Below are 22329 nucleotides of genomic sequence, written 5' to 3' on the forward strand. Positions count from 1 at the left end.
GCTCGGGCAAGCGAGCCTGCAAGGAGTTCGGGATGCATAAAGAAGGCAAGGTGGTGCCGCTGGCGGCAGCCATCGACAGAGGGGCGCGCACGCCTCTGCCTTGCCTTCCGGTATTGCTCCTGCAAGTGCGCGACAAGGCTGCACTGCAATTGCGCCAAGGCCTGCAAGCCTTGTTCGACAACGCCGACGACACCCTGTTCGAGATGGCCGACAAGGCCTTCGAGCGCTGCGACCAGAACCTGTATTTCGAAGCGATGCGCGACGTGCGCCTGAAGCGCAAAAGCATCGAGCGGGGCTTTCTCGATACCTTCTACGACACCTTCGCCAGCATCGGCAAGGTCGACCCCTTGGGGTGCCTGGGTGAAACGCAAAGCGCAGCGAGCAAGGCGCAACTGGAGCGCGCATCGGCGCTTGAAGGGATGGTCGCGCGGGTGCTCTCGCGTGACGGCATTGCCCTCCAGCAACTGGGCCTGCGCTTGCAGGCCTTGCTCGATAGCCCTGTAGCGGAGCAGCAGAACCCGGTCGGGCCTGCTGCCCTGTGCGGTTATTTTCTCGATGCGGGCCGCAACCTGGGGGTCGGTCTGCGGGTGAAGCTGGTGTTGCTCAAGCTCTTCGAGCGCTACGTGCTGCGTGATGTCGATGTGCTTTACGCGGAGGCCAACCAGTTGCTGGCCGCCGCCGGCGTGCTGCCCGAGTTGCAACCCGCACCGCGTCGGCGTGCCGAGGACCGGCGCATGAGTGCCGGGCGCCGGCCGGCAAACCTGGAGGCACAGGGGCAGGTGGGCGCGGACAGTGCGGGGCAAGCGTTTTTTGCTTCGCTGCAGGCACTGCTGGCCCCGTCGCGTGGGCAGATCGCACCGCGTTTGCAGGCTGTGGCCGCTGCCCAACCGATCAGCACCGGCGACCTGCTGCGCCTGCTCTCGCACCTGCAACACTATGTACCCGCCACCCAAGCGGCAGATGACTTCGAACTCGGCCAGCAGCTTGAGCAACTGCTGTTGCGCGTCAGTGTGCGCAGTGGCACCCGCCGGCGCATCGCCACCGCCGATGAAGACATGATCAACCTGGTCGGCCTGCTGTTCGGCTATATCCACAATGACCACAACCTGCCGCCCAGCCTGCGGGCGCTGATTGCGCGTTTGCATATCCCGCTGCTCAAGGTCGCGCTGCTCGACAAGGGGTTGTTCAGCCGTGCCAGCCACCCGGCCCGCCGCCTGCTCAACGAGATCGCTGCTGCTGCGATCGGCTGGGAGCACGGCGGTGAGGGCCTGCGCGACAGTTTGCATCTGCGGGTGGAGCGAATCATTCAGCGCCTGCTCAACGATTACACCGAGGACGCGTGCCTGTTCGCCGAACTGCTCGACGAATTCCTCGCCTTCAGCCACGACGAGCGCCGCCGTAACGAGCTGCTCGAGCAGCGCACCCGAGACGCCGAAGAGGGCCGGGCGCGCACCTTGCAGGCCCGCCTGCGGGTGCAGCAAGTGCTCAACCAGCGTCTGCGCGGGCGGGTGTTGCCGCAGGTGGTGGTACAGATGCTGGTGCAGGCCTGGAGCCAGGTGCTGCTGCTGGCGTGGCTCAAGCAGGGCGAAGGCTCGCCCGTGTGGCGTGATGCCCTGGCCACCATGGACACTCTGCTCGTCAGCATTGCCCCGCACCAGGCCTGCGAGCAACTGCTGCAACAGGTGCCAGGCCTGCTCAAGGCCTTGCGTGAAGGCCTGGCTGGCGTGGCGCTGGACTCGTCCGCCACCCGCGACTTCTTCCAGCAACTGGAGCAATTGCACCTGCGTGCCTGCTCGGCTTGCGTACCGCCATTGGCCGATGACCACCCGGCGTTGCAAGAGGTACGGGTAGCCGAGGACATCGTCCTGGCCCTCGCCGAAGAGCCGGCCTGTGCGCCCTTGCACATTGCCGATGGGTTCGCCGCGCAACTGCGCCAAGTGCAGCGCCTGCGTATCGGCACCTGGGTCGAGGTGTTCGATGAAGACGACCCACTGCGCTGCAAGCTGGTGGCACGTATCGACAGCAATGATCGGTTGGTCTTTGCCAATCGCACGGGCATGAAGGTGCGAGAATGGAGCACTGGCAGCCTGGCCCAGGCGCTGCAGCGGGGGGATGCGCGTGTGCTCGATGACGGTTTGCTGTTCGAACGGGCGCTGGCGTCGGTGCTTGAAGGGCTGCGGCAACAGCAGGTGCATTGACCCCCTTACAATGATTCACATGCAAACGGCCTCGCCCGCAGGGCATACTGCTGTTCTGTACCCGGCGTTTTTCAGGATCTGCCACCATGCAATTGGACCGCGCCACCGGCTGGTTCCACGGAATCACCCACTGCCCTTCGCCGAACTTCAACGCGCGCCCCGAGGGCGAGTCGATTTCCCTGCTGGTGATCCACAACATCAGCCTGCCGCCCGCGTGTTTCGGCACCGGCAAGGTTCAGGAGTTCTTCCAGAACCGCCTGGACGCCAATGAGCACCCCTATTTCCAGAGCATCTGCCAGCTGACGGTGTCGGCGCACCTGTTCGTCGAGCGCGATGGCGCCGTGACCCAGTTCGTGTCATTGCTCGACCGCGCCTGGCATGCTGGCGTCTCCAGCTTCGACGGGCGTGAAGGCTGCAATGACTTTTCCATCGGCATCGAGCTCGAAGGCACTGACGACCTGCCTTACACCGATGCCCAGTACGCCACGCTGGCGCAGCTTACCCGGCAGATCCGCAACGCCTGGCCGGTCATCGGCCTGGCGCGCATCCAGGGCCACAGCGACATTGCGCCGGTGCGCAAGACCGACCCAGGCCCGGCATTCGACTGGGGCCGCTATCGCCAAACCGTGAAGGATAACGAGGATTACCCATGAGTTTTCTGGTTCTGCTGCTGGCGCTGTGGGTCGAGAAGTTCTCGGCACTGCGCCATCAAGTACAGCGTGATGGTTTTTTCCTGGGCGAGATGGTGCGCCTGGAGCGCAGCGGCAAGGTGCAGCCGTGGTGGACGCTGGCCATTCTGGTGCTGGCGCCGGTAGCGGTGCTGGTACTGCTGCTGCATGTGCTGGAGCCGGTGGCCTATGGCCTGCTGGCATTGCCGGTACACCTGCTGGTGCTGGTCTACAGCCTGGGCCGCGGTGATGCGAAGGCGGCGCTGGGGCCGTTTCGCGATGCCTGGCGGCGCGGTGATGATCAGGCCGCCCTGCACGTTGCCGAGCGCGATCTGGGCCTGGTGGCCGACGAACCGCAAAGCCTGCTGGTGCGCGTGCAGGGCTATTTGCTGTGGCAGGTTTACCAGAGCTTCTTTGCCGTGATCTTCTGGTATTTCGTGCTCGGCCCAGGTGCTGCGTTGGCCTATCGCCTGCTGGCGCTGTGCGGCGAGCATAGCAATCAGCCCGCGCTCAAGGCGCGTGCCGAGCAATTGCGGCACATCATGGACTGGCTGCCGGTGCGGGTGCTGGCCTTGAGCTTCGCGCTGGTCGGCAATTTCGTCGCGGTCACCCGCGTCATGCTCCACGAACTGCTCAACTGGCACATCAGCGCCGGGCACCTGGTGGCCCGGGTCGGCCGGATTGCCGACGATATTCCCGAGGAAGAAGACAGCCAGCGTGGTTTGAGCCGGTTGGACAGCTTGTGGGAGTTGCTGCTGCGCTGCGCGGTGCTGTGGTATGCCGGGTTCGCCTTGTGGACGGTGCTGGTCTGAGCCTACCCAGGTAGCTGGCTACCAGCCAAACAGCTCGCAGGCATTACGGCTGCTGGCAGCGGCCAATTGCTCGACATCGACCCCCATCACCTGCGCCAGCGCCGCCGCGATCTCAGGCAGGTGCTCCGGGCTGTTGCGCTCACCCGGGTACATCACCGGGGCCATGTCCGGCGCATCGGTCTCCAGCACGACGCTCTCCAGCGGTAGCCGTGCCAGGGTCTTGCGCAGCCGCAACGCCTGGGGCCAGGTGGCTGCCCCGCCAAGGCCAAGGCGAAACCCGAGCTTGATGTATTCACGCGCTTCTTCGTAGCTGCCCGCAAACGCATGGATCACCCCCGCCCGCGCCGGCTTGTAGCGCTTGAGCGTGGCGATCACCTGGGCGTGGCTGCGGCGCACATGCAGCAAGGCGGGCAGTGCGAAGTCGCAGGCCAGTTGCAACTGGGCCTCGAACAGCGCCTGTTGGCGGCCCTTGTCCAGCGCTTCGAGGTAGTAGTCCAGCCCGAACTCACCCACAGCGCACAGGCGCGGGTCGCCGCGCAGGCGGTCCAGCCAGTCGCGCAGTTGCGTGAGGTGCTCGGGGCGATGCTGGTCGAGATAGACCGGATGCAGCCCAAGGGCTGCAAACACCTGCGTCTCGGCGCAGGCCAGGTCCCATACCCGCTGGAAGTTCGCCTGATACACCCCCAGCACCACCATGCGTTCAACCCCTCGCGCCGCCGCGTTGGCCAGCAGGCGCGGGCGGTCGGCATCGAAGTCGGGGAAGTCGAGGTGGGTGTGGGTGTCGATCAGGCGCATGCTCAGCCCGCTGTGATCCGTTGCTTGAAGGTTCGACCGATGGCGTGTACGCCGGGTTCGTAGCGTTTTTCCTCGATTGCAGCCAAGGCCAGCTCCAGTGCGGTGGCAGCAATCAGCCCGTGCTGCTGGGCCATGGCATTGACCGGAAGCGGCAGGAAATCGAGCAGTTGATTGTCACCGAAGGTGCCCAGCTGCAGCTGGCGCGAGTCGGCGGGGCGCGCCTGCAGGGTGTCGAACACCCCTTGCAGCAGCACGTAGGAAGTGGTGACCAAGGCATCGGGCAACCCGCCTTGCTCGTCGATCAGTTGCTGCATCAGGCGCTGGCCGCATTCGCGGCTGAATGCCTCGCCCTGGTAGCGCCGCACTTCACCGGCATAGCCTTGCAGCGCTTCGTCGAAGCCGCCGGCACGGGCCTGGCTGACCGAAAGCTCAGGGCGCGCGCCGATCAGGGCGATGCTGCGCGGGGCAGCGTTTAGCAGGCTGGCCGCCAACTGGCGGCTGGCATCGCGGTCATCGCTGATGACCGAGCAGAAGTGCGCTGGGTCCAGGCGGCGGTCAATGGCGATCACCGGCATGCCCTTGTCCTGCAGTTCACGGTAGCTGTCGTCTTCCACCGGCAGGCAGCTGGCGACGAACAGGGCGTCGCAACGGCGGGCGCGGAACAGTTGCTGCAGCTGGCGCTCGCTGTCGGGCTGGTCATCGCTGCTGGCAATCAGCAGTTGATAGCCCCGGGCGCGGGCGCCTTGTTCCAACTGCTTGGCGATGCGCGCGTAGCTGGGGTTCTCAAGGTCAGGGAGAATGAAGCCCAATGTGCGGGTGTGTCGGCTGCGCAGGCCGGCGGCTTGCGGGTTGGGCGTGAAGCCATGGGCCTCGACCACCGCGCGCACACGCTCGACAGTGCCGCTGCTGATGCGCTGCTGTTCGGCCTTGCCATTGATGACGTAGCTGGCAGTGGTCACGGACACACCGGCCAGACGGGCGATATCGCTGAGTTTCACCGAATTTTCCTTATTATTACCGGGGCTGGCTGCGAGGCCTGACCGGGTAGTTTGACCCGGAGTTGCCACCGCGCGCAGACGACCATTGTCGCAATTGTCCGACAGGATGGGGCTTTTTCCTGGGGAGATTATCGAGTAACGTGGCCGCCTGGTCAGGTTAAACGTTTCAGCTGCCAAATATTCTGCCTTGGCTGCCGCCTGTGCAAGGCTGTTGAACTGGCCGTTTTCGTGAATTTCACAACAATAACCTCAGTACCCGACTTTGGGCACTGTAAAAGGAGAAGGTCATGCTCGAGCTCGCCACAGGGCAGATAGCCATGGGCCAGAAGGCCGCGGACAAGGCCGAGGCATTGCGCCTGCTGGCGGACCAACTGGTTGCCGACGGCCTGGTCGCCGAGGGTTACCTGCAAGGCCTGCAGGCCCGTGAGGCGCAGGGCTCGACCTTCCTCGGCCAGGGCATTGCCATCCCCCACGGCACCCCGCAGACCCGCGACCTGGTGCATACCACCGGAGTGCGCTTGCTACAGTTCCCCGAGGGTGTGGACTGGGGCGATGGCCAGGTGGTCTACCTGGCCATCGGTATCGCTGCCCGCTCTGACGAACACTTGCGCTTGCTGCAACTGCTGACCCGCGCCTTGGGCGAGACCGACCTCGCCGAAGCGCTGCGCCGGGCCAGCTCTGCCGAAGCCTTGCTCAAGTTGTTGCAAGGTGCGCCGCAAGCCTTGGCGCTGGATGCGCAACTGGTTGGCCTGAACCTGCCGGCCGAAGACTTCGACGAACTGGCCTGGCGCGGTGCGCGCCTGCTGCAGCGCGCCGGTTGCGTCGACAGTGGCTTTGCCGCCGTGCTGCAACAGGCCGAGCCGCTGCCACTGGGCGAGGGCCTGTGGTGGCTGCACAGCGAGCGCCAGGTGCGCCAGCCTGGCCTGGCATTCATTACCCCGCAGCAACCGTTGCGTTACCGCGACCAACCGCTCAACGGCTTGTTCTGCCTGGCAAGCCTCGGCGCTGCCCATCAGGCCTTGCTCGAGCGCCTGTGCGAAGTGCTGATCGAAGGGCGCGGGCAGATGCTCTACCAGGCCACCAGCAGCCGCGCGGTGCTGCAGGTGCTGGGCGGCGAGGCGCCGGCAGATTGGCCCAGCGCGCGCATCGTGCTGGCCAACTCGCATGGTTTGCATGCCCGCCCGGCCAAGGTGCTGGCACAACTGGCCAAGGGGTTCGAGGGCGAAGTCCGTGTGCGCCTGACCGACAGCGCGCAACCCGCCGTGTCGGTCAAGAGCTTGAGCAAGTTGCTCAGCCTCGGTGCCCGTCGTGGTCAGGAGCTGGAACTGATTGCCGAACCCGGTATTGCCGCTGATGCGCTGCCGGTGCTGCTGGCGGCCATCGAGCAGGGCCTGGGCGAGGACGTCGAGCCGCTGCCGCAAAGCGCTGCAGCGCTTGCCGTCCCGCCGCAGGAGGTGCTGCAGGCACCCGCCGCAGGTAGCCGAATTCAGGGCGTCGGCGCGGCCCCCGGCATTGCCAGTGGCCCGGCGCACGTCTGCGTCGAGCGCGACATCGACTACCCGCTGCGCGGTGAGTCCCCCGCCCAGGAACGGGTCAAGCTGCGCGAGGCCCTGGCAACGGTAAACGGCGAGTTGCAAACGCTGGTCCAGCGCAGCGACAAGGCCATCGGCGAGATCTTCGTCACCCACCAGGAAATGCTCGCCGACCCGGCGTTGGCCGATGATGTCGAGCAGCGCCTGGCCCAGGGCGAGAGCGCCCCTGCGGCGTGGATGGCGGTGATCGAGGCGGCCGCCCGGCAGCAGGAGTCGCTGCACGACGCCTTGCTCGCCGAGCGTGCCGCCGACCTGCGCGACATCAGCCGCCGCGTGCTGGCCCAGTTGTGCGGCGTACAGGCGCAGGTTGAGCCCGACCAGCCCTATGTACTGGTGATGACCGAGGTCGGGCCTTCCGATGTGGCCAGGCTGGACCCAAGCCGGGTCGCCGGCATCGTCACCGCCCAGGGCGGGGCGACTGCTCACAGTGCCATCGTCGCGCGCGCCTTGGGCATCCCAGCGGTGGTCGGCGCCGGTGCAGCGATTCTGCTGCTCGATGGCGGCACGCCATTGTTGCTCGATGGGCAACGCGGTGTGGTGAACATCGCGCCAGCCGCCGCCGAGCTGCAACGCGCCCTGGCCGAGCGCGACCAGCGTGAGCAGCGCCTGCAAGCGGCCTGGGCCAATCGTCATGAACCGGCTGTCACCCGTGATGGCCATGCCGTCGAGGTCTTTGCCAACATCGGCGAGAGCAGCGGTATCGACAAGGTCGTGGAGCAGGGCGCAGAAGGCGTCGGCTTGCTGCGCACCGAGCTGATTTTCATGGCCCACCCCCAGGCGCCGGACGTGGCCACCCAGGAAGCCGAGTACCGCCGCGTGCTCGACGGCCTGGGTGGGCGGCCGCTGGTGGTGCGCACCCTGGATGTCGGCGGCGACAAGCCGCTGCCTTACTGGCCGATCGCTGCCGAAGACAACCCCTTCCTCGGCGTGCGCGGTGTGCGTTTGACCTTGCAGCGCCCACAGGTGATGGAAGACCAGCTGCGCGCCTTGCTGCGCGCGGCCGACCAGCGCCCGCTGCGGATCATGTTCCCGATGGTCGGCCAGGTGCACGAATGGCGTGAAGCGCGGGCCATGGTCGAGCGCCTGCGTGAGGAAATTCCGGTGGCCGACCTGCAACTGGGCATCATGGTCGAGGTGCCCTCGGCGGCCCTGCTGGCGCCGCAGCTGGCACGTGAAGTGGACTTCTTCAGCATCGGCACCAACGACCTGACCCAATACACCCTGGCCATCGACCGTGGCCACCCGAGCCTGTCGGCCCAGGCCGACGGCCTGCACCCGGCGGTGTTGAGCCTGATCGACATGACCGTGCGCGCTGCCCATGCCGAAGGCAAGTGGGTGGGCGTGTGCGGTGAGCTGGCCGCCGACCCGCAGGCGGTCGCCGTGCTGCTTGGCCTGGACGTTGACGAGTTGAGCGTCGCCGCCCGCAGCATTGCCGAAGTCAAGGCCCTGGTCCGCCAGGCCGATCACCAGACGGCCCGCGCCTTGGCGCGCGAAGCCTTGCAACAAGACAGCGCCGCGGCGGTTCGCGCGCTGGTGGAGCGTTACTGATGGCCAAGATCCTCACCCTCACCCTGAACCCGGCGCTGGATATCACCATCGGCCTCGATACCTTGCGCCCAGGGCACGTCAATCGCAGCCAGGCGCAGCACAGCCATGCCGCCGGCAAAGGGCTGAACGTCGCCCAGGTACTGGCCGATCTGGGCCACAGCGTCACCGTTGGCGGCTTCCTCGGGCAGGGCAACCTGCAGCCGTTCGAAGCCTTGATCGACTGGCGTGGTTTTACCGATTGCTTTGTCCGCGTAGCGGGCGAGACGCGCAGCAACATCAAGCTGGTCGAAGCCGATGGCCGCGTGACCGACATCAACGGCCAGGGGCCAGAGGTCGACGAAGCCGCCCGCGCTGCGTTGCTGCGGCGGCTGCTGCAGGTCGCCCCCGGGCATGATGCGGTGGTGGTGGCCGGCAGCCTGCCCCGCGGTATCAGCCCTGAGTGGTTCCGTCAGTTGCTCGAACAACTGAAGGCTCAGGGCCTGAAAATTGCCCTGGACAGCAGCGGCGAAGCGCTGCGTGCCGGCCTGCAATGCGCGCCGTGGTTGGTCAAACCCAATACCGAGGAACTTGGCGAGGTGCTTGGCCTGGCGGTGCAAAGCCCGGCGCAGCAACGCGCGGCGGCCGAGCGCCTGCTGGCCAGTGGCATCGAGCATGTGGTGGTGTCCGCCGGCGAGCAGGGCGTCAGCTGGTTCGCCCGCGACCTGGCCGTGCATGCCCAGCCGCCCAAGGTACGGGTTGCCAGCACCGTGGGCGCGGGGGATTCGCTGGTGGCGGGCATGGTCCATGGCCTGCTGCTTGGCGAGGCGCCCGCGCAGACCTTGCGCCGAGCCACCGCCATCGCCGCCCAGGCCGTGACCCAGGTCGGTTTCGGCATTCGTGACCGCGAGCAACTGGCACGCCTGGAAGCGGGCGTGCAAGTGACAGAACAACAAGAGGGTTGCCGATGAACATTGCCATTGTCACCGCCTGCCCCAACGGCCAGGTGTCCAGCGTGCTGAGCGCACGCCTGCTGGCTGCGGCTGCCCAGCGTCGTGGCTGGAGCACCAGCGTCGAGGTGGAGGACGCCGAGCACCCCGAGCGGCAGCTGACGCCGGCACAGATCAGCGAAGCCGACTGGGTATTGGTGGTCAGCACCGGGCCAGTGGACCTGGCCCGTTTTGTCGGCAAGCGCGTGTACCAGAGCACACCGTCCCAGGCGTTGGCCGACCGCGAGGGTTTCCTCGACGAGGCGGCGGCCAAGGCCCAGCTGTTGGCCGAGGTGCCCGGCAGCCCGGTCGCGGTGAGTGGCGCTGGCACGCGGATCGTCGCGGTGACTGCCTGCCCGACCGGCGTCGCGCACACCTTCATGGCCGCAGAGGCCTTGCAGCAGGCCGCACAGCAGCAGGGCTACCAACTCACCGTGGAGACTCAAGGGTCGGTGGGCGCGCGTAACCCACTGTCCGCCCAAGCCATCGCCGAGGCCGACGTGGTGCTGCTGGCCGCCGACATCGAAGTGCCCACGGCGCGTTTCGCCGGCAAGCGCATCTACCGCTGCGGCACCGGCATCGCCCTCAAGCAGGCTGGCGCCACCCTGGACAAGGCCCTGGCCGAAGCCAAGGTCGAACATGCCGCCGATGCCGCTGCGGCCTCCAGCGCCGGGAAGGGTGAGAAGACGGGGGTGTACAAGCACCTGCTTACCGGGGTGTCGTTCATGCTGCCGATGGTGGTGGCCGGCGGCCTGTTGATCGCATTATCGTTCGTGTTCGGTATCGAAGCCTACAAAGAGCCTGGCACTTTGCCGGCGGCCTTGATGCAGATTGGCGGCGAGGCGGCGTTCAAGCTGATGGTGCCGCTGTTGGCCGGCTACATCGCCTGGTCGATCGCCGACCGCCCGGGCCTGGCGCCCGGCATGATCGGTGGTCTGTTGGCCAGCTCCCTGGGGGCTGGCTTCATCGGCGGCATCATTGCAGGGTTTCTCGCCGGCTACAGCGCCAAGGCCATTGCCCGTTGGGCGAGGCTGCCAAGCAGCCTGGAGGCGCTCAAGCCGATCCTGATCATTCCGCTGTTGGCCAGCCTGTTCACCGGCCTGGTGATGATCTATGTGGTCGGCCAGCCAGTGGCGGCGATGCTCGAAGGGCTGACGCAGTTTCTCGACAGCATGGGCACCACCAACGCCATCCTGCTTGGGCTGGTGCTTGGCGGCATGATGTGCGTGGACCTGGGCGGGCCGATCAACAAGGCCGCCTACGCCTTTTCGGTGGGCTTGCTGGCCTCGTCGAGCTATGCCCCCATGGCGGCGACCATGGCTGCCGGCATGGTGCCGCCGATCGGCCTGGGGATTGCCAGCTTCATCGCCCGGCACAAGTTTGCCCAGAGCGAACGCGAGGCGGGCAAGGCCGCGCTGGCCCTGGGGCTGTGCTTCATTTCCGAAGGCGCCATCCCGTTTGCCGCCAAGGACCCGCTGCGGGTGATTCCGGCCAGTGTCGCCGGGGGCGCCTTGACCGGTGCGTTGTCGATGTACTTCGGCTGTAAGCTGATGGCACCGCACGGGGGCCTGTTCGTGCTGTTGATTCCCAACGCGATCAACCATGCGTTGCTGTACCTGCTGGCGATCGTGGCGGGGAGCCTGCTGACGGCCGTGGTGTACGCGGTGATCAAGAAGCGTGAGCAGGTGGAACTGGCAGTGGTGCCGGTGAAGGGGTAATCGAGCGTTCTGGGGCTGCGCAGCAGCCCCCTGCCTACCGCTGATGTTTACGCCGCAACGGCTCCAGCAAGTCCATCAGCCCGTTATGATCGACTTCATGCATCAGCGCCAACAACCCCCCCAGTTCCCCGGCCGGGAAGCCCTTGCGCGCGAACCAGGCCAGGTAGTCGCCCGGCAAGTCGGCAATGATGCGGCCTTGATACTTGCCAAAGGGCATGGTCCGGGTGACCAGCAGTTCGAGGGTTTCCGGTTTCATCGGCGCACCTGGCTGTGGAAAAGCGCCGACCATACTGCAATCTGCACGAAGGCCCAAGCGGCAATCATGCAGAACGCCGCTTCGAGCATGGCTGGGCTGTTATTTAACTAATTGATTTAAAAGGATTTAATTCTAAGTCGAGGGTTGGCACGAACGCTGCTCCATTACAGATGACTATCACCTGCCAAGGAGTTCGTGAACATGAGCAACCCCAACAAAGACGTGATCGATGTGCTCAACGACTTGATCGAATACAGCAAGGATGGCGAAAAAGGCTTCAAGGCCTCGGCCGAAGATGTGAAAAACCCCGAGCTGAAAGCCTTCTTCGTCCAGCGTGCCGGTGAATGTGGCAACGCCGCCGGCGAGCTGCAAAGCGAAGTACGCCGCCTGGGTGGCGACCCTGAGACATCCACCAGCATCAGCGGTGACCTGCACCGTGGCTGGGTCAACCTCAAGGCGATGGTCACCGGCAAGGATGAAGAGGCCGTGCTGAACGAGGTCGAGCGGGGCGAGGACCATGCCCTGAAAGCCTACAAGGAAGCCCGTGAGAAACTGGTCAAACTGGGCCGTACCGCCAGCGATCAGACTTACACCCTGGTAGAGAGACAGCTGCAAGGTGTGCAGCGTAACCACGACCAGGTCAAGGCACTGCGTAACGCCGCCCGCGCCCGTTCCTAAAGCGTAGGCCCCTCTACCCGGTTGCGGCCATTGGCCTTGGCCCGGTAGAGCGCCTCGTCCGCAGCCCTCAGTACGCTCGCCAGATCGTGCTGGGGGCCTGCTTCGTACAGGCCAATGCCAATGCTCACCGTCACTGCCCGGGTGTCATTGGCAAACGGCGCCAGCGCCGCCACGCTGCTGCGAATACGTTCGGCCAGCAGCCGCGCCCCGGCCAGATCGGTCTCGGGCAAGATCACCTGAAACTCCTCCCCACCATAACGCGCCGCCAAGTCCGCCGGCCGCCTGATGCAGGCCTCGATGCACTTGGCTACTTCACGCAGTGCATGGTCACCCCCGGCATGGCCGTGGCGTTGGTTGAACGCTTTGAAATGGTCCACATCCACCATCAGCACTGCCAACGGTTTGTGGTTGCGTTGCGCGCGCGCCCACTCCAGGCGCAGCACCTGATCCAGCCGACGGCGGTTGGCCAGGCCGGTCAGGCTATCGGTGGCAGCCAGTGTCGCCAGGCCCTGCTCGGCCTCGTGGCGACGGCGCAGTTCGCGGCCTAGCAACAAGGTCAGCCAGAGCAGGCCCATGCACAGCACGCCCGTGGCCACGCCGACCACAATCGCGGTACGCCGCCACGACTGGAACACTTCGTCGGCCGAGTGCACCACCAACACGATCAGTGGCAAGTCGGCCACGTGGGCGAAGGTGTACATGCGTGAGGTGCCGTGGGTGGCGGAGTGGGCAGTGAAGCTGCCACTGCGCTCGCCAAGGATGCGCTTGAAGTTGGGCCGCTCGGCATAGTGGGTGCCGATCAGCGGGTCTTGCGGGCGCGTGGGCTGGCGGGCCAGCAGTTGGCCGTCGGTATTGAACAGGTTGATGCTGCTGTCATCGCCGATGTCCAGGCGCTTGAACAGTTCGCTGAAGTACGAAAGGCGCAGGGCGCCCGCCACCAGGCCGGCAAACTCGCCATCGGGGCCGGAGATGCGCCGGCTGAAACTGATGCACCAGTCCAGGTCGCCCAGCCTGGCCTTGAACGGCGGGCCAACCAGCAAGCCGAGGTCGGCATTGTGTAAATGGGCCTGGAACACCCCGGTGTCGCTGAAGTTGGCCTTGCGCGGTACGGTGCTGGTGGAATCGCCCACCACGTTGCCTTGCTTGTCGAGCCAGAGCACGTCACCGCGCTTGCGGTCGACGAACGCTTCATTGAACAACAGGCGTTGGCGTAGCGCACCGGGGATCTCCGGCAGTTCCTTGCGCCCGACCGCCCAGATCAAGCCCTGCAACGACTGATCGTAAAGTTCGGCGTTGCGCAGGATGTCGCTTTCGATCAGTTGGACGATGTTGTTGGAGGCGCGGATGGCCGACAGTTCGACGCTTTCGCGCTCACGGGCCAGCAGGTAACTGACGATGGCCACGATGGCGAGCACGGCAAGGCAACTGCCCAGGTTGAGGATCAGCTCGGGGTGCGACCTGTAGAGTGCGAAACGCGGTGATCGGGTGAGCATGCTCGCTACTGCTGAGGCAGGGCCATTCGCGGCGGCGCCATTCTAGGGAACTGGGGATTGTCGGACAAGATTTGTCCGACGGAATCACGCGCGTGTTTGGCTGGAAGGGGGCGGTGCCTGTGAGATCGAGCGCCGCCCGCCCCTAATCCCCTATCAGCGTCGCCCTCGCGCCTAACTCAGGTCAGAACACGTTCAACGGATAATCGACGATCACCCGCAGTTCGTCGTTGTCGCTGTTGCTGTCGATCGACGCATAGCCCTGGCTGCCCCGGTGGGCGGCGTAACGCACCAGCACCGAGAGGTCCTTGAAGTCGCCTTCCTGGAACACGTATTTCACGTCCAGGTCACGCTCCCAGTGCATGGCATTCTTGCCATCGGCGCGGTAGTAGTCGTAGTGGGTGTTGTTCTGGTCGGCTTTGGTCAGGTCTGCCTCGCCGCGCGAGTACGACAGCGTCGTGCTCAGGCCGGGGATGCCCAGGCCTGCGAAGTCGTAGCCGTATTGCAGCTTCCACGAGCGCTCGTTGGGCGCGTTGAAGTCCGAGTACATGCGCGAGTTGTCCAGGTACACGCTGTCGCCCAGGTTGATGTAGTCGAACGGCGTATCGCCATTGACCCGCTGGTAGGCAGCCGTGACGCTGTGGAAGCCGGCGTTGACGGTGAAGTGCACGCTGTAGGTGTTGTTGTCGATCTTGCCCAGCAGGGCCTGGCCGGTGTCTTGGGTGTGATAGAAGTGCACACCCGGGTTGAGGCTGACCAGGTCGTTGACCACATAGGTGTAGTCGAAGTCGGCGTAGTACTGGTTCCAGATGTCCTTCAGCTCGGCGGCGTACAGGTTGGCGGTGATGTTTTCGCTACCGCTCCACGCTGCGCCGGCCCAGTTCAGGTGCTTGCTCTTGTCGTGTTCGTCCAGCGAGCCGTAGTAGGTGTCGATGCGGCGGTGGCCGCTCTGGTTGTACGGCTTGGTGAAGCTGACCTGGCCGCCTTCGAGCAGCAGGCCGTCGATGCTGGTGTTGGTCAGGCTCACACCGCGGAAGGTCTGCGGCAGCATGCGGGTTTCGCCACCGGCGATCACCGGGTTGGTGAGGAACAGGTCACCGGCCTTCAGCTCGGTGTCAAAACCCTTCAGTTTGACCGCTGCACCTGCGGTAGAGAACGAATGCGGGGCCGCGCCCAGTTCGCCGTCGTCCTTCACATGCTGCGGCAGAATGCTGGTGCCAGCATGGCCGCCACCGCCATCGAGCTTGAGGCCCAGCATGGCATGGGCGTCCACGCCGAAGCCGATCACGCCGGGGGTATAGCCCGACTCGAAGCGCGCCACTGCGCCCTGGCCCCACTCGCGGGTGTCGCGCGCGCCGGCATTGTGGTTGTCGCGGTTGAAGTAGGCATTACGAAAATGCAGGTTCAGGGAAGACCCTTCGATGAAGCCATCAGCCTTGTCTTCATCTGCCTGGGCGGCGAAAGGCATCGTTGCAGTCAATGCAATGAACAACGGGGTAAAACGAAACGCGGAAGGCACCGGTACTAGCTCCTTTGGTCTGACGGTGGGGCAGTTTTTATTTTTGAATGTGCAACTTTCTTATGGGTGACGTTACCGCCGGGCTGATAGTTAAAACACATAAAAAAAGCCGCTGATTGGCAGCGGCTTTAAAAGGCTAACATATCGGCACCTACGGTGCCCATGGCGTAGCCAAGGGAAAACGGGAGCAGGTACGGCGGCCGATCAGCTGTCGGCATTGGCGTCGCTGGACACCTTGGAAGCTGTCTGGTTTGCGTCTTTTACGGCGTCGGCCTGTTGTGCGGCTACAGCGTCGCGGGCCTCTTGATGGACGGCGGCGAGCTCTGCATTACGGGCGACGAAAGCCGGGGATTCTTCGGCCATGGCCAGGGGCGACAACAACAGGGAAGACAGGACGAAGACGCTGGCAATACCCATACTGTTGGACATTTGAAACTACCTTCTTGCGATGCAAGTGCTAATGAGGACAGGGCTAAAGTTAGTCCCTTCAGGGCACTTTAAACAGAGCGAAGTACGATAAGCACTGTTGCGCAAAAGGTAACGATCATGCGGCGAAAGCTCAGGCTTCTGCGGCAAACCCGCGCAGTTGAGCGCTTGGCAGGCGAATGCCGAAGGTGTTGGCGCCTGCCTCGCTGCGCACAAAAACCTCGCCGCCATGCATCAACGCAATCGCCTTGACGATGGCCAAGCCCAAACCATGGTTGCCACCCCCACTGTTGCTGCGCGCTGCATCCACCCGATAGAAGCGCTCGAACAGCAGCGGCAGGTGTGCGTCTTCGATCGCCGGCCCCGGGTTGCTCACGGCGATGCTGACCTGGCTCGGCCCGCTGTCGATCCGCACCTGGATCACCTGGTTGGGCGCGGTGTGCTGCACGGCATTGTTCAGCAGGTTGATCAGCGCCCGGCGCAGCTGGGCTTTCTCGATGGGCGCCTGGGCATCGCCACTGACCGCGACGCGGACCTGTGCGTCTTCGAGGATGTAGTCCAGGTAGTCCAGCGTGGTCGCCACTTCCTCGGCCAGCGAGGCCTGGGTCAGTGCGGTGGCCTTGCTGCCCTGGTCGGCGCTGGCCAGGAACAGCATGTCGTTGATGATGCTGCGCAGGCGCTCCAGTTCTTCGAGGTTCGATTGCAGCACTTCGAAGTAGTGCTCGGCGCTGCGGCCGCGGGTCAGTGCCACCTGGGTCTGGCCAATCAGGTTGGTCAGCGGCGAGCGCAGCTCGTGGGCGACGTCGGCGTTGAACGCCTCCAGCCGTGAGTAGGCCTGGCTGACCCGGTCGAGCGCGGCGTTGAAGGCCCCGGCGAACTGCGCCAGTTCCGGGGCCAGGTCGTGGGTTTGCAGGCGCCCGTCCAGGCGTGGCGGCGCCAATGCCTGGGCTTCGTTGGACAGTGCCAGCAGCGGGCGCAGGCCGATGCGCGCCACCCAGTAGCCGAGCACCGAGGCCAGCAGCACGCCGAGCACCGCCAAGCCAACGATGGCCACCAGCAGGCTGTGCTGCGCCTGCCAGAAGGTCTCGGTGTCGATGCCGATCAGAAAGCGCAGCGGTGGGCGCTCGGCCAGCGCCGGCAACTCGCTGACCAGCACCTTGTAAGGGTAGGGCTGGCCGGGCAGGCGCAGGTCGCGCATGCCCGGCGGGCCTTCGGCAAACGCGCGAACCAGCTCGCTGGGGTGGCCATAGTCGTAGGCCGGGTCGCTGCTGACCACCCAGAAGCGGATGCGCTTGTCCTCTTCACTGAGCAGGTTGAGCTTGTTGCTGACCTTGGCCCAGTGATCGGCCGTGCCGAAACGGTTGAGGGTGGACTCCAGCACACTGAAACGCGCATCCAGCTCGGCGGCCGGCAGCAGGTCGAGGCTGCGGTCCACCTGGCGGTACAGCGCCGTACCGATCAGCAGGAACACGCCCACCGCCACCAGGATGAACAGCGCCGACAGGCGCAGTGCGATGGAGTTAGCCCGCACGGCTTTCCAGGACATAGCCCATGCCTCGGATGGTGTGCAGCAGCTTGTGGTCGAATGGCCCGTCGAGCTTGGCGCGCAGGCGTTTGATCGCCACTTCGACGACATTCGCGTCACTGTCGAAGTTGATGTCCCAGACCAGCTCGGCAATCGCGGTCTTGGACAGGATTTCGCCCTGGCGGCGGGCCAGCACGCTGAGCAGCGAGAACTCCTTGGCGGTCAGGTCCAGGCGTTGGCCGCCCCGGCTGGCCTTACGTGCCATCAGGTCGATCCACAGGTCGGCGACCTGTATCTGCAGCGGTTCGTGGCTGCTGCTGCGGCGGGTCAGGGCCTGCAGGCGGGCGACCAGTTCGAGGAAGGAAAAGGGTTTGCCCAGGTAATCATCGGCCCCTTCGCGCAGGCCATGGATGCGGTCTTCAACCCGCTCGCGGGCGGTCAGCATGATCACCGGCGTCTGCTTGCGCGCCCGCAAGGCGCGCAGCACGCCGTAGCCGTCCAGGCCCGGCAGCATCACGTCGAGCACGATTACCGCATAGTCACCTTCCAGGGCCAGGTGCAGGCCGTCGATACCGTCACGCGCCAGGTCCACGGTAAAGCCTTGCTCGCTGAGGCCGCGATGCAGGTAATCGGCGGTTTTTTCTTCGTCTTCGATGATCAGCACACGCATGGTCTTGTCTCAACTGGCACTTGGCGCGGCCGCGTTGGCGGCCCGACGGCGATGGAACAGGCGCTCCAGGGCCAAGTATATGACTGGGGTGGTGAACAGCGTCAGGGCCTGGCTCACCAGCAACCCGCCGACCACGGCAATGCCCAGCGGTTGGCGCAGCTCGGCACCGGCGCCGAAACCGAACATCAGCGGCACCGCGCCGAGCAGCGCGGCCAGGGTGGTCATGATGATCGGCCGAAAGCGCGTCAGGCAGGCCTGGTGGATCGCCTGCTCGGGCGTCATGCCGTGATGGCGCTGGGCTTCAAGGGCGAAGTCGATCAAGAGGATGCCGTTTTTCTTGACGATGCCGATCAGCAGCACCACGCCGATCAAGCCCATGATGCTGAAGTCCTGGCCCATGGCCCAGAGCAGGATCAGCGCGCCCAGGCCCGCTGAGGGCAGGGTCGAGATGATGGTCAGCGGGTGGACAAAGCTCTCGTAGAGCACCCCGAGGATGATGTACACCGCCACCAGGGCGGCGAGGATCAGCCACGGCTGGCTCGACAGCGAGCTCTGGAAGGCCCGGGCCGCGCCCTGGAAGTTGCCGCTGATCGAGTCGGGCATGCCCAGTTCGCGCTGGGTCCGCTCCAGGATGCTCACCGCATCGCCCAAGGCCACGCCCGGGGCCAGGTTGAACGACAGGTTGGCAGCTGGGAACAACCCATCGTGGCTGATCGACAGCGGCCCGGTGCTGGGCGCGGCAACGTGGGCCACGGCGGACAACGGCACCATCTCGTTGCTCAGGGGCGAGCGCAGGTAGAAGTAGTTGAGGCTCTCGGCCTTGCCACGCTGGCGCGCGTCCAGTTCGAGGATCACTTTGTACTGGTTGGTCTCGGTCTGGAATTCGCTGATCTGCCGTTGGCCGAAGGCGTCGTACAGCGCCTGGTCGACGTCGGTGGTGGTCAGGCCGAAGCGCGCGGCGGCCTGGCGGTCGATGTCGATGCGGGTGACGCTGGCTCCCAGTTGCAGGTCGTTGGACAGGTCGCGCAGTGCCGGGCTTTCACGCAGGCGGTCGGTCAGGCGCTGGGTCCACAGGTTCAGTGCCACGCCGTCGTTGCTCTTGAGCACGTACTGGTACTGGGTGCGCGACGGGCCGGAACTGAGGTTGATGTCCTGGCCGGCGCGCATGTACAGGACGATGCCCGGCACCTTGGCGAGCTTGGGGCGCAGCCGGTCGATCAGCTCGCTGGCCGAGACATCGCGCTCGCCGCGAGGCTTGAGGGCGATCCAGAAGCGGCCATTGGCGATGGTCTGGTTGCTGCCGGTGACGCCGACCGAGTGCGAAAACGCACGCACGGCCGGGTCAGCCTCGATGATCTTGGCCAGGGCCTGGTGCTTTTCGATCATCGAAGGGTACGACACGTCCGCTGCCGCTTCGCTGGTGCCGAGAATGAAGCCAGTGTCCTGCAGCGGGAAGAAGCCCTTGGGGATGGCCACGTAACCCACCACGGCCAGGGCCAGAGTCAGGCCGAACACGCCGAGGGTCAGGCGCTGATGGGCCAGGGCGTGGTTCAGGCCTTTTTCGTACCACCTCACCAGGCGCTCGCCAAAGCCGCCGTGCTGCTCGCCGGCCGGGCGGCGCATGAACAACGCGCAGAGGGTGGGTGCCAGGGTCAGCGAGACCACCACCGAAATCAGGATGGTGGCCGTGGCGGTCAGGGCAAACTCCTTGAACAGGCGCCCGACCACCCCGCCCATGAACAGCAGCGGGATGAAGGCGGCAATCAGCGAGAAACTGATCGACACCACGGTAAAGCCGATTTCGCCGGCGCCCTTGAGTGCCGCCGTGCGGCTGTCGTCCCCCGCTTCGAGATGGCGGTGGATGTTTTCCACCACGACGATGGCATCGTCCACCACGAACCCCACCGAAATGACGATGGCCACCAGGGTCAGGTTGTTCAGGCTGAAACCGAGTACGTACATCAGCGCGCAACTGGCAATCAGCGACACCCCGAGCACGCTGGACACCACCAGGGTCGCCGACCATTGACGCAGGAACAGCGCCATGACCCCGATCACCAGGGCCACAGCGATCATCAGGGTCAGCTCCACTTCGTGCAGCGAGGCGCGGATGGTTTGGGTGCGGTCCTGCAGGACCGACACCTCGATCGAAGCGGGGAGCATTTCCTGCAGCTTGGGCAGGGCCGCCAGCACCCGGTCCACGGTGTCGACGATATTGGCACCGGGCTGGCGAAAGATCACCAGGTTCAGCCCAGGCTGGTCGCCGGACCAGGCCTTGACGTAGGCGTTTTCGGCGCCGTTGATCACCTTGGCCACGTCGCGCAGGTGCACCGGCGCGCCGTCGCGGTACGAGACGATCAGCTGGGCGTAGTCCTCGGGGTGGAACAGCTGGTCGTTGGCCGCGAGAGTCGACACGCTGTGCTCGCCGTACAGCGCGCCCTTGGCCAGGTTGAGGCTGGTCTGCTGGATGGCCAGGCGCAGGTCGGCGAGGGTCAGGCCGATGGCTGCCAGCTTCTCCGGTTGCGCCTGCACGCGGATGGCGGGGCGCAATTGCCCGGTGATATTGATCAGGCCGACCCCGTCGATCTGGCTCAGTTGGCGTGCCAGCAGGGTTTCGGTGTAATCGCTCAGGTCATTGCCGGGCATCTGGTTCGAGCTGACAGTCAGCACCAGCACCGGGCTGTCGGCCGGGTTGACCTTGCGCCAGGTCGGCGGGTTGGGCAGGTCTTGCGGCAAGCGGGCAGTGGCGGTGTTGATCGCGGCCTGGACTTCCTGGGCCGCCGTGTCGATGTTCTTGTCGAGGGTGAACTGCAGAATCAGGTTGGTCGACCCCAGCGCGCTGCTGCTGGTCATCTGGGTCATGCCGGGGATGGCACTGAACTGCACCTCCAGCGGCGTGGCCACCGACGAGGCCATGGTTTCCGGGCTGGCCCCTGGCAACTGGGCAGTGACCTGAATGGTCGGAAAGTCGGCCTCGGGCAGCGGTGCCACCGGCAGGCGGGGGAAGGCGATGGCCCCCAGCATCACCAGAGCGAAGGTCAGCAGCAAGGTAGCGATCGGGTGGTCGATGCACCAGGCCGAAACCCCGTTGCGCGCGTTCATGGCTGGCCCCGGCCGTCGGCCATTTCTGCGGGGGCCGGCGCATCGGTGGTGACTTCGACCCGCGACCCAGGCTTGAGCCGCGACTGGCCGTCGAGCACCAGGCGCTCGCCTGCCTTGACCCCGGCGATAACGTTCAGCCCGCTGTTCTGGTACAGCACCTTGACCGGCACGCTGGTCACCTTGTCACCGTCCAGGCGATACACGAAATGGCCGTCGACGCCGCGCTGCACCACGGGTGGCGGCACCACCAGGGCGTCTTCTTGCATTGCCGTGCGCAAGCGAACGGTGACCAGTTGGCCGGGCCACAGGCGCCCGTCCTTGTTGTCGAATTCGGCCTTTACCCGCACCGTGCCCGTGGTCGCCGAAATCTGGTTGTCGATCAGCGCCAGGTGGCCTTCACCGAGCAGGCTGCGTTCGCCGTCGGCGTCCATGTAGGCCTGCACCAGCGACGGGCTGGGCGCCTTGAGCAGGCTTTGCAGGGTGGGCAGCATCTGTTGCGGCAGGGCGAACTCGACGGCGATCGGGTCGATCTGGGTCACGCTGAACAGGCCCTGGGTGTCGCTGCTGCGTACCAGGTTGCCGGGGTCGACGTTACGGATACCGACCCGGCCGGTCACCGGTGAGCGGATCTGCGTGTAGGACAGTTGTACTTCGGCGTTGGCGATGGCGGCCTGGTTGCCCTTGACCGTGGCCTGCAACTGGTTGACCAGGGCCTGCTGCTGGTCGAGGGTTTGCTTGGATACCCCGTCATCGGTACTCAGCAGGCGGTAGCGCTTGAGGTCGACACCGGCGACCTGGATCTGCGCCTGGCTCTGCCCGAGCTGCGCGCGCGCCTGGTCGAGGCTGGCGCGGATCGAGCGGTCGTCGAGGGTGGCCAGCAGGTCGCCTTCCTTTACCCATTGGCCTTCCTTGACCAGCACCTGGGTCAGCACGCCTTCCACCTGTGCGCGGATTTCGACGCTGTGCAGCGACAGCACCGAACCGATGGCGCTGGCATAGCGCGGCACGTCTTGTTGGGTGACGCTGACCACGCGCACGGGGATCGCTGCCTGGGCGCGGGGGGCGGGCGCTGGTTGACGCTGGCTGAACCAGACGCCCAGCGCTACCAGAATGAGCAGCGCCAAGGCGGCAAGGGTGACAGAGCGGGACGGACGTCGCATCGAGGGCGGGCACCTTGGCCAGAAGGGGGAGACGGTTTTCTGTACTCAAGCTTATAGCCCCCGGAGAGGGTCGGCAGCATGACGGCTGGCTGACAGCGGTGACAGTTTCGGGTTTGGCGACGGTTTTGTGGTGGGGCGGAAATCGAGCGCCGCGCGGGCGGCGCTCGATCTCGAATCCGCCACAAGGCCCAAGCCATGCACCCGGCCCC

The 22329-nt window shown here is 65.4% G+C and carries 17 protein-coding genes; 7 read left to right on the plus strand and 10 right to left on the minus strand.

The genetic code is table 11. The features are described 5' to 3' along the window. Window positions 1-32: 32 nt before the first annotated feature. From HU770_RS00635 to ampE, 3 genes are all read left to right on the plus strand, one after another. The gene (locus HU770_RS00635) at window positions 33-2198 is read left to right on the plus strand and encodes a DUF1631 domain-containing protein (protein ID WP_186662889.1); all 2166 of its coding nucleotides are present in this window, start codon (window positions 33-35) and stop codon (window positions 2196-2198) included. 86 nt (window positions 2199-2284) lie between these two features. Continuing rightward, window positions 2285-2851, plus strand: coding sequence for a 1,6-anhydro-N-acetylmuramyl-L-alanine amidase AmpD (gene ampD, locus HU770_RS00640; RefSeq protein WP_033701263.1), 567 nt, complete (start codon window positions 2285-2287; stop codon window positions 2849-2851). Then, complete coding sequence (gene ampE, locus HU770_RS00645) at window positions 2848-3678, plus strand: regulatory signaling modulator protein AmpE (protein WP_186662890.1); 831 nt, start codon at window positions 2848-2850, stop codon at window positions 3676-3678. The genes ampD and ampE overlap by 4 nt, the downstream gene beginning before the upstream one ends. Window positions 3679-3696: 18 nt before the next feature. On the opposite strand, the gene HU770_RS00650 is transcribed toward ampE, so the two are convergent. Together HU770_RS00650 and cra are read right to left on the minus strand one after the other, a co-directional pair. Then, entirely contained in the window at window positions 3697-4473 is a 777-nt protein-coding gene (locus HU770_RS00650) for a TatD family hydrolase (RefSeq protein WP_047582730.1), read from the minus strand. Window positions 4474-4475: 2 nt separating this feature from the next. Beyond that, the gene (gene cra, locus HU770_RS00655; protein WP_186660221.1) at window positions 4476-5471 is read right to left on the minus strand and encodes a catabolite repressor/activator; all 996 of its coding nucleotides are present in this window, start codon (window positions 5469-5471) and stop codon (window positions 4476-4478) included. 287 nt (window positions 5472-5758) lie between these two features. Here cra and ptsP point away from each other — a divergent pair, with 287 nt between their 5' ends. From ptsP to HU770_RS00670, 3 genes are read left to right on the plus strand one after another with little or no spacing between them, the layout of a single operon-like run. After that, complete coding sequence (ptsP, locus tag HU770_RS00660; protein WP_186662891.1) at window positions 5759-8611, plus strand: phosphoenolpyruvate--protein phosphotransferase; 2853 nt, start codon at window positions 5759-5761, stop codon at window positions 8609-8611. Continuing rightward, the gene (gene pfkB, locus HU770_RS00665; RefSeq protein ID WP_186662892.1) at window positions 8611-9558 is read left to right on the plus strand and encodes a 1-phosphofructokinase; all 948 of its coding nucleotides are present in this window, start codon (window positions 8611-8613) and stop codon (window positions 9556-9558) included. Before ptsP ends, pfkB begins: the two co-directional genes overlap by 1 nt. Continuing rightward, on the plus strand, window positions 9555-11294 hold the full coding sequence (locus tag HU770_RS00670; RefSeq protein WP_186660215.1) for a PTS fructose-like transporter subunit IIB: 1740 nt from the start codon (window positions 9555-9557) through the stop codon (window positions 11292-11294). Before pfkB ends, HU770_RS00670 begins: the two co-directional genes overlap by 4 nt. A 34-nt stretch (window positions 11295-11328) precedes the next feature. Here HU770_RS00670 and HU770_RS00675 read toward each other — a convergent pair whose 3' ends face one another. Beyond that, window positions 11329-11550, minus strand: a complete 222-nt coding sequence (locus HU770_RS00675; protein WP_095064025.1) for a DUF3820 family protein — start codon at window positions 11548-11550, stop codon at window positions 11329-11331. A gap of 201 nt (window positions 11551-11751) precedes the next feature. Between HU770_RS00675 and HU770_RS00680 the strand changes: the two genes are divergently transcribed. After that, complete coding sequence (locus tag HU770_RS00680; RefSeq protein WP_186660213.1) at window positions 11752-12228, plus strand: PA2169 family four-helix-bundle protein; 477 nt, start codon at window positions 11752-11754, stop codon at window positions 12226-12228. Here the strand turns inward: HU770_RS00680 and HU770_RS00685 are convergent. From HU770_RS00685 to HU770_RS00715, 7 genes are all read right to left on the minus strand, one after another. Next, window positions 12225-13721 carry a sensor domain-containing diguanylate cyclase gene (locus HU770_RS00685; protein ID WP_186662893.1) on the minus strand — a complete coding sequence of 499 codons (1497 nt, stop codon included), beginning with the start codon at window positions 13719-13721 and terminating at the stop codon, window positions 12225-12227. The two genes, HU770_RS00680 and HU770_RS00685, sit on opposite strands and share 4 nt — an antisense overlap. Window positions 13722-13902: 181 nt before the next feature. Then, a complete protein-coding gene (locus HU770_RS00690) occupies window positions 13903-15237 on the minus strand; it encodes an OprD family porin (protein ID WP_095064026.1) in 1335 nt (444 codons plus the stop codon). A 204-nt stretch (window positions 15238-15441) separates the two neighbouring features. After that, window positions 15442-15666: a hypothetical protein gene (locus HU770_RS00695; RefSeq protein ID WP_033701248.1), complete on the minus strand. Its 225-nt coding sequence runs from the start codon at window positions 15664-15666 to the stop codon at window positions 15442-15444. 130 nt (window positions 15667-15796) lie between these two features. Further along, the gene (locus tag HU770_RS00700; protein ID WP_186661071.1) at window positions 15797-17209 is read right to left on the minus strand and encodes a heavy metal sensor histidine kinase; all 1413 of its coding nucleotides are present in this window, start codon (window positions 17207-17209) and stop codon (window positions 15797-15799) included. Continuing rightward, a complete protein-coding gene (locus HU770_RS00705) occupies window positions 17184-17858 on the minus strand; it encodes a heavy metal response regulator transcription factor (protein ID WP_186661069.1) in 675 nt (224 codons plus the stop codon). The genes HU770_RS00700 and HU770_RS00705 overlap by 26 nt, the downstream gene beginning before the upstream one ends. Window positions 17859-17867: 9 nt before the next feature. Then, window positions 17868-20960 carry a multidrug efflux RND transporter permease subunit gene (locus HU770_RS00710; RefSeq protein WP_186662894.1) on the minus strand — a complete coding sequence of 1031 codons (3093 nt, stop codon included), beginning with the start codon at window positions 20958-20960 and terminating at the stop codon, window positions 17868-17870. Then, window positions 20957-22120, minus strand: a complete 1164-nt coding sequence (locus HU770_RS00715) for an efflux RND transporter periplasmic adaptor subunit (RefSeq protein WP_186662895.1) — start codon at window positions 22118-22120, stop codon at window positions 20957-20959. The genes HU770_RS00710 and HU770_RS00715 overlap by 4 nt, the downstream gene beginning before the upstream one ends. Window positions 22121-22329 lie beyond the last annotated feature (209 nt).

It is taken from the genome of Pseudomonas sp. SWRI68 (assembly GCF_014269165.1).
Taxonomy (GTDB): Bacteria; Pseudomonadota; Gammaproteobacteria; order Pseudomonadales; family Pseudomonadaceae; genus Aquipseudomonas; species Aquipseudomonas capeferrum.

What these genes read in the sequence shown, in the direction of transcription:
- HU770_RS00635 (WP_186662889.1), top strand. Translation starts at nt 33, where the DNA reads ATGCATAAAGAAGGCAAGGTGGTGCCGCTGGCGGCAGCCATCGACAGA.
- ampD (WP_033701263.1), top strand. Translation starts at nt 2,285, where the DNA reads ATGCAATTGGACCGCGCCACCGGCTGGTTCCACGGAATCACCCACTGC.
- ampE (WP_186662890.1), top strand. Translation starts at nt 2,848, where the DNA reads ATGAGTTTTCTGGTTCTGCTGCTGGCGCTGTGGGTCGAGAAGTTCTCG.
- HU770_RS00650 (WP_047582730.1), bottom strand. Translation starts at nt 4,473, where the DNA reads ATGCGCCTGATCGACACCCACACCCACCTCGACTTCCCCGACTTCGAT.
- ptsP (WP_186662891.1), top strand. Translation starts at nt 5,759, where the DNA reads ATGCTCGAGCTCGCCACAGGGCAGATAGCCATGGGCCAGAAGGCCGCG.
- pfkB (WP_186662892.1), top strand. Translation starts at nt 8,611, where the DNA reads ATGGCCAAGATCCTCACCCTCACCCTGAACCCGGCGCTGGATATCACC.
- HU770_RS00670 (WP_186660215.1), top strand. Translation starts at nt 9,555, where the DNA reads ATGAACATTGCCATTGTCACCGCCTGCCCCAACGGCCAGGTGTCCAGC.
- HU770_RS00675 (WP_095064025.1), bottom strand. Translation starts at nt 11,550, where the DNA reads ATGAAACCGGAAACCCTCGAACTGCTGGTCACCCGGACCATGCCCTTT.
- HU770_RS00680 (WP_186660213.1), top strand. Translation starts at nt 11,752, where the DNA reads ATGAGCAACCCCAACAAAGACGTGATCGATGTGCTCAACGACTTGATC.
- HU770_RS00685 (WP_186662893.1), bottom strand. Translation starts at nt 13,721, where the DNA reads ATGCTCACCCGATCACCGCGTTTCGCACTCTACAGGTCGCACCCCGAG.
- HU770_RS00695 (WP_033701248.1), bottom strand. Translation starts at nt 15,666, where the DNA reads ATGTCCAACAGTATGGGTATTGCCAGCGTCTTCGTCCTGTCTTCCCTG.
- HU770_RS00700 (WP_186661071.1), bottom strand. Translation starts at nt 17,209, where the DNA reads ATGTCCTGGAAAGCCGTGCGGGCTAACTCCATCGCACTGCGCCTGTCG.
- HU770_RS00705 (WP_186661069.1), bottom strand. Translation starts at nt 17,858, where the DNA reads ATGCGTGTGCTGATCATCGAAGACGAAGAAAAAACCGCCGATTACCTG.
- HU770_RS00710 (WP_186662894.1), bottom strand. Translation starts at nt 20,960, where the DNA reads ATGAACGCGCGCAACGGGGTTTCGGCCTGGTGCATCGACCACCCGATC.
- HU770_RS00715 (WP_186662895.1), bottom strand. Translation starts at nt 22,120, where the DNA reads ATGCGACGTCCGTCCCGCTCTGTCACCCTTGCCGCCTTGGCGCTGCTC.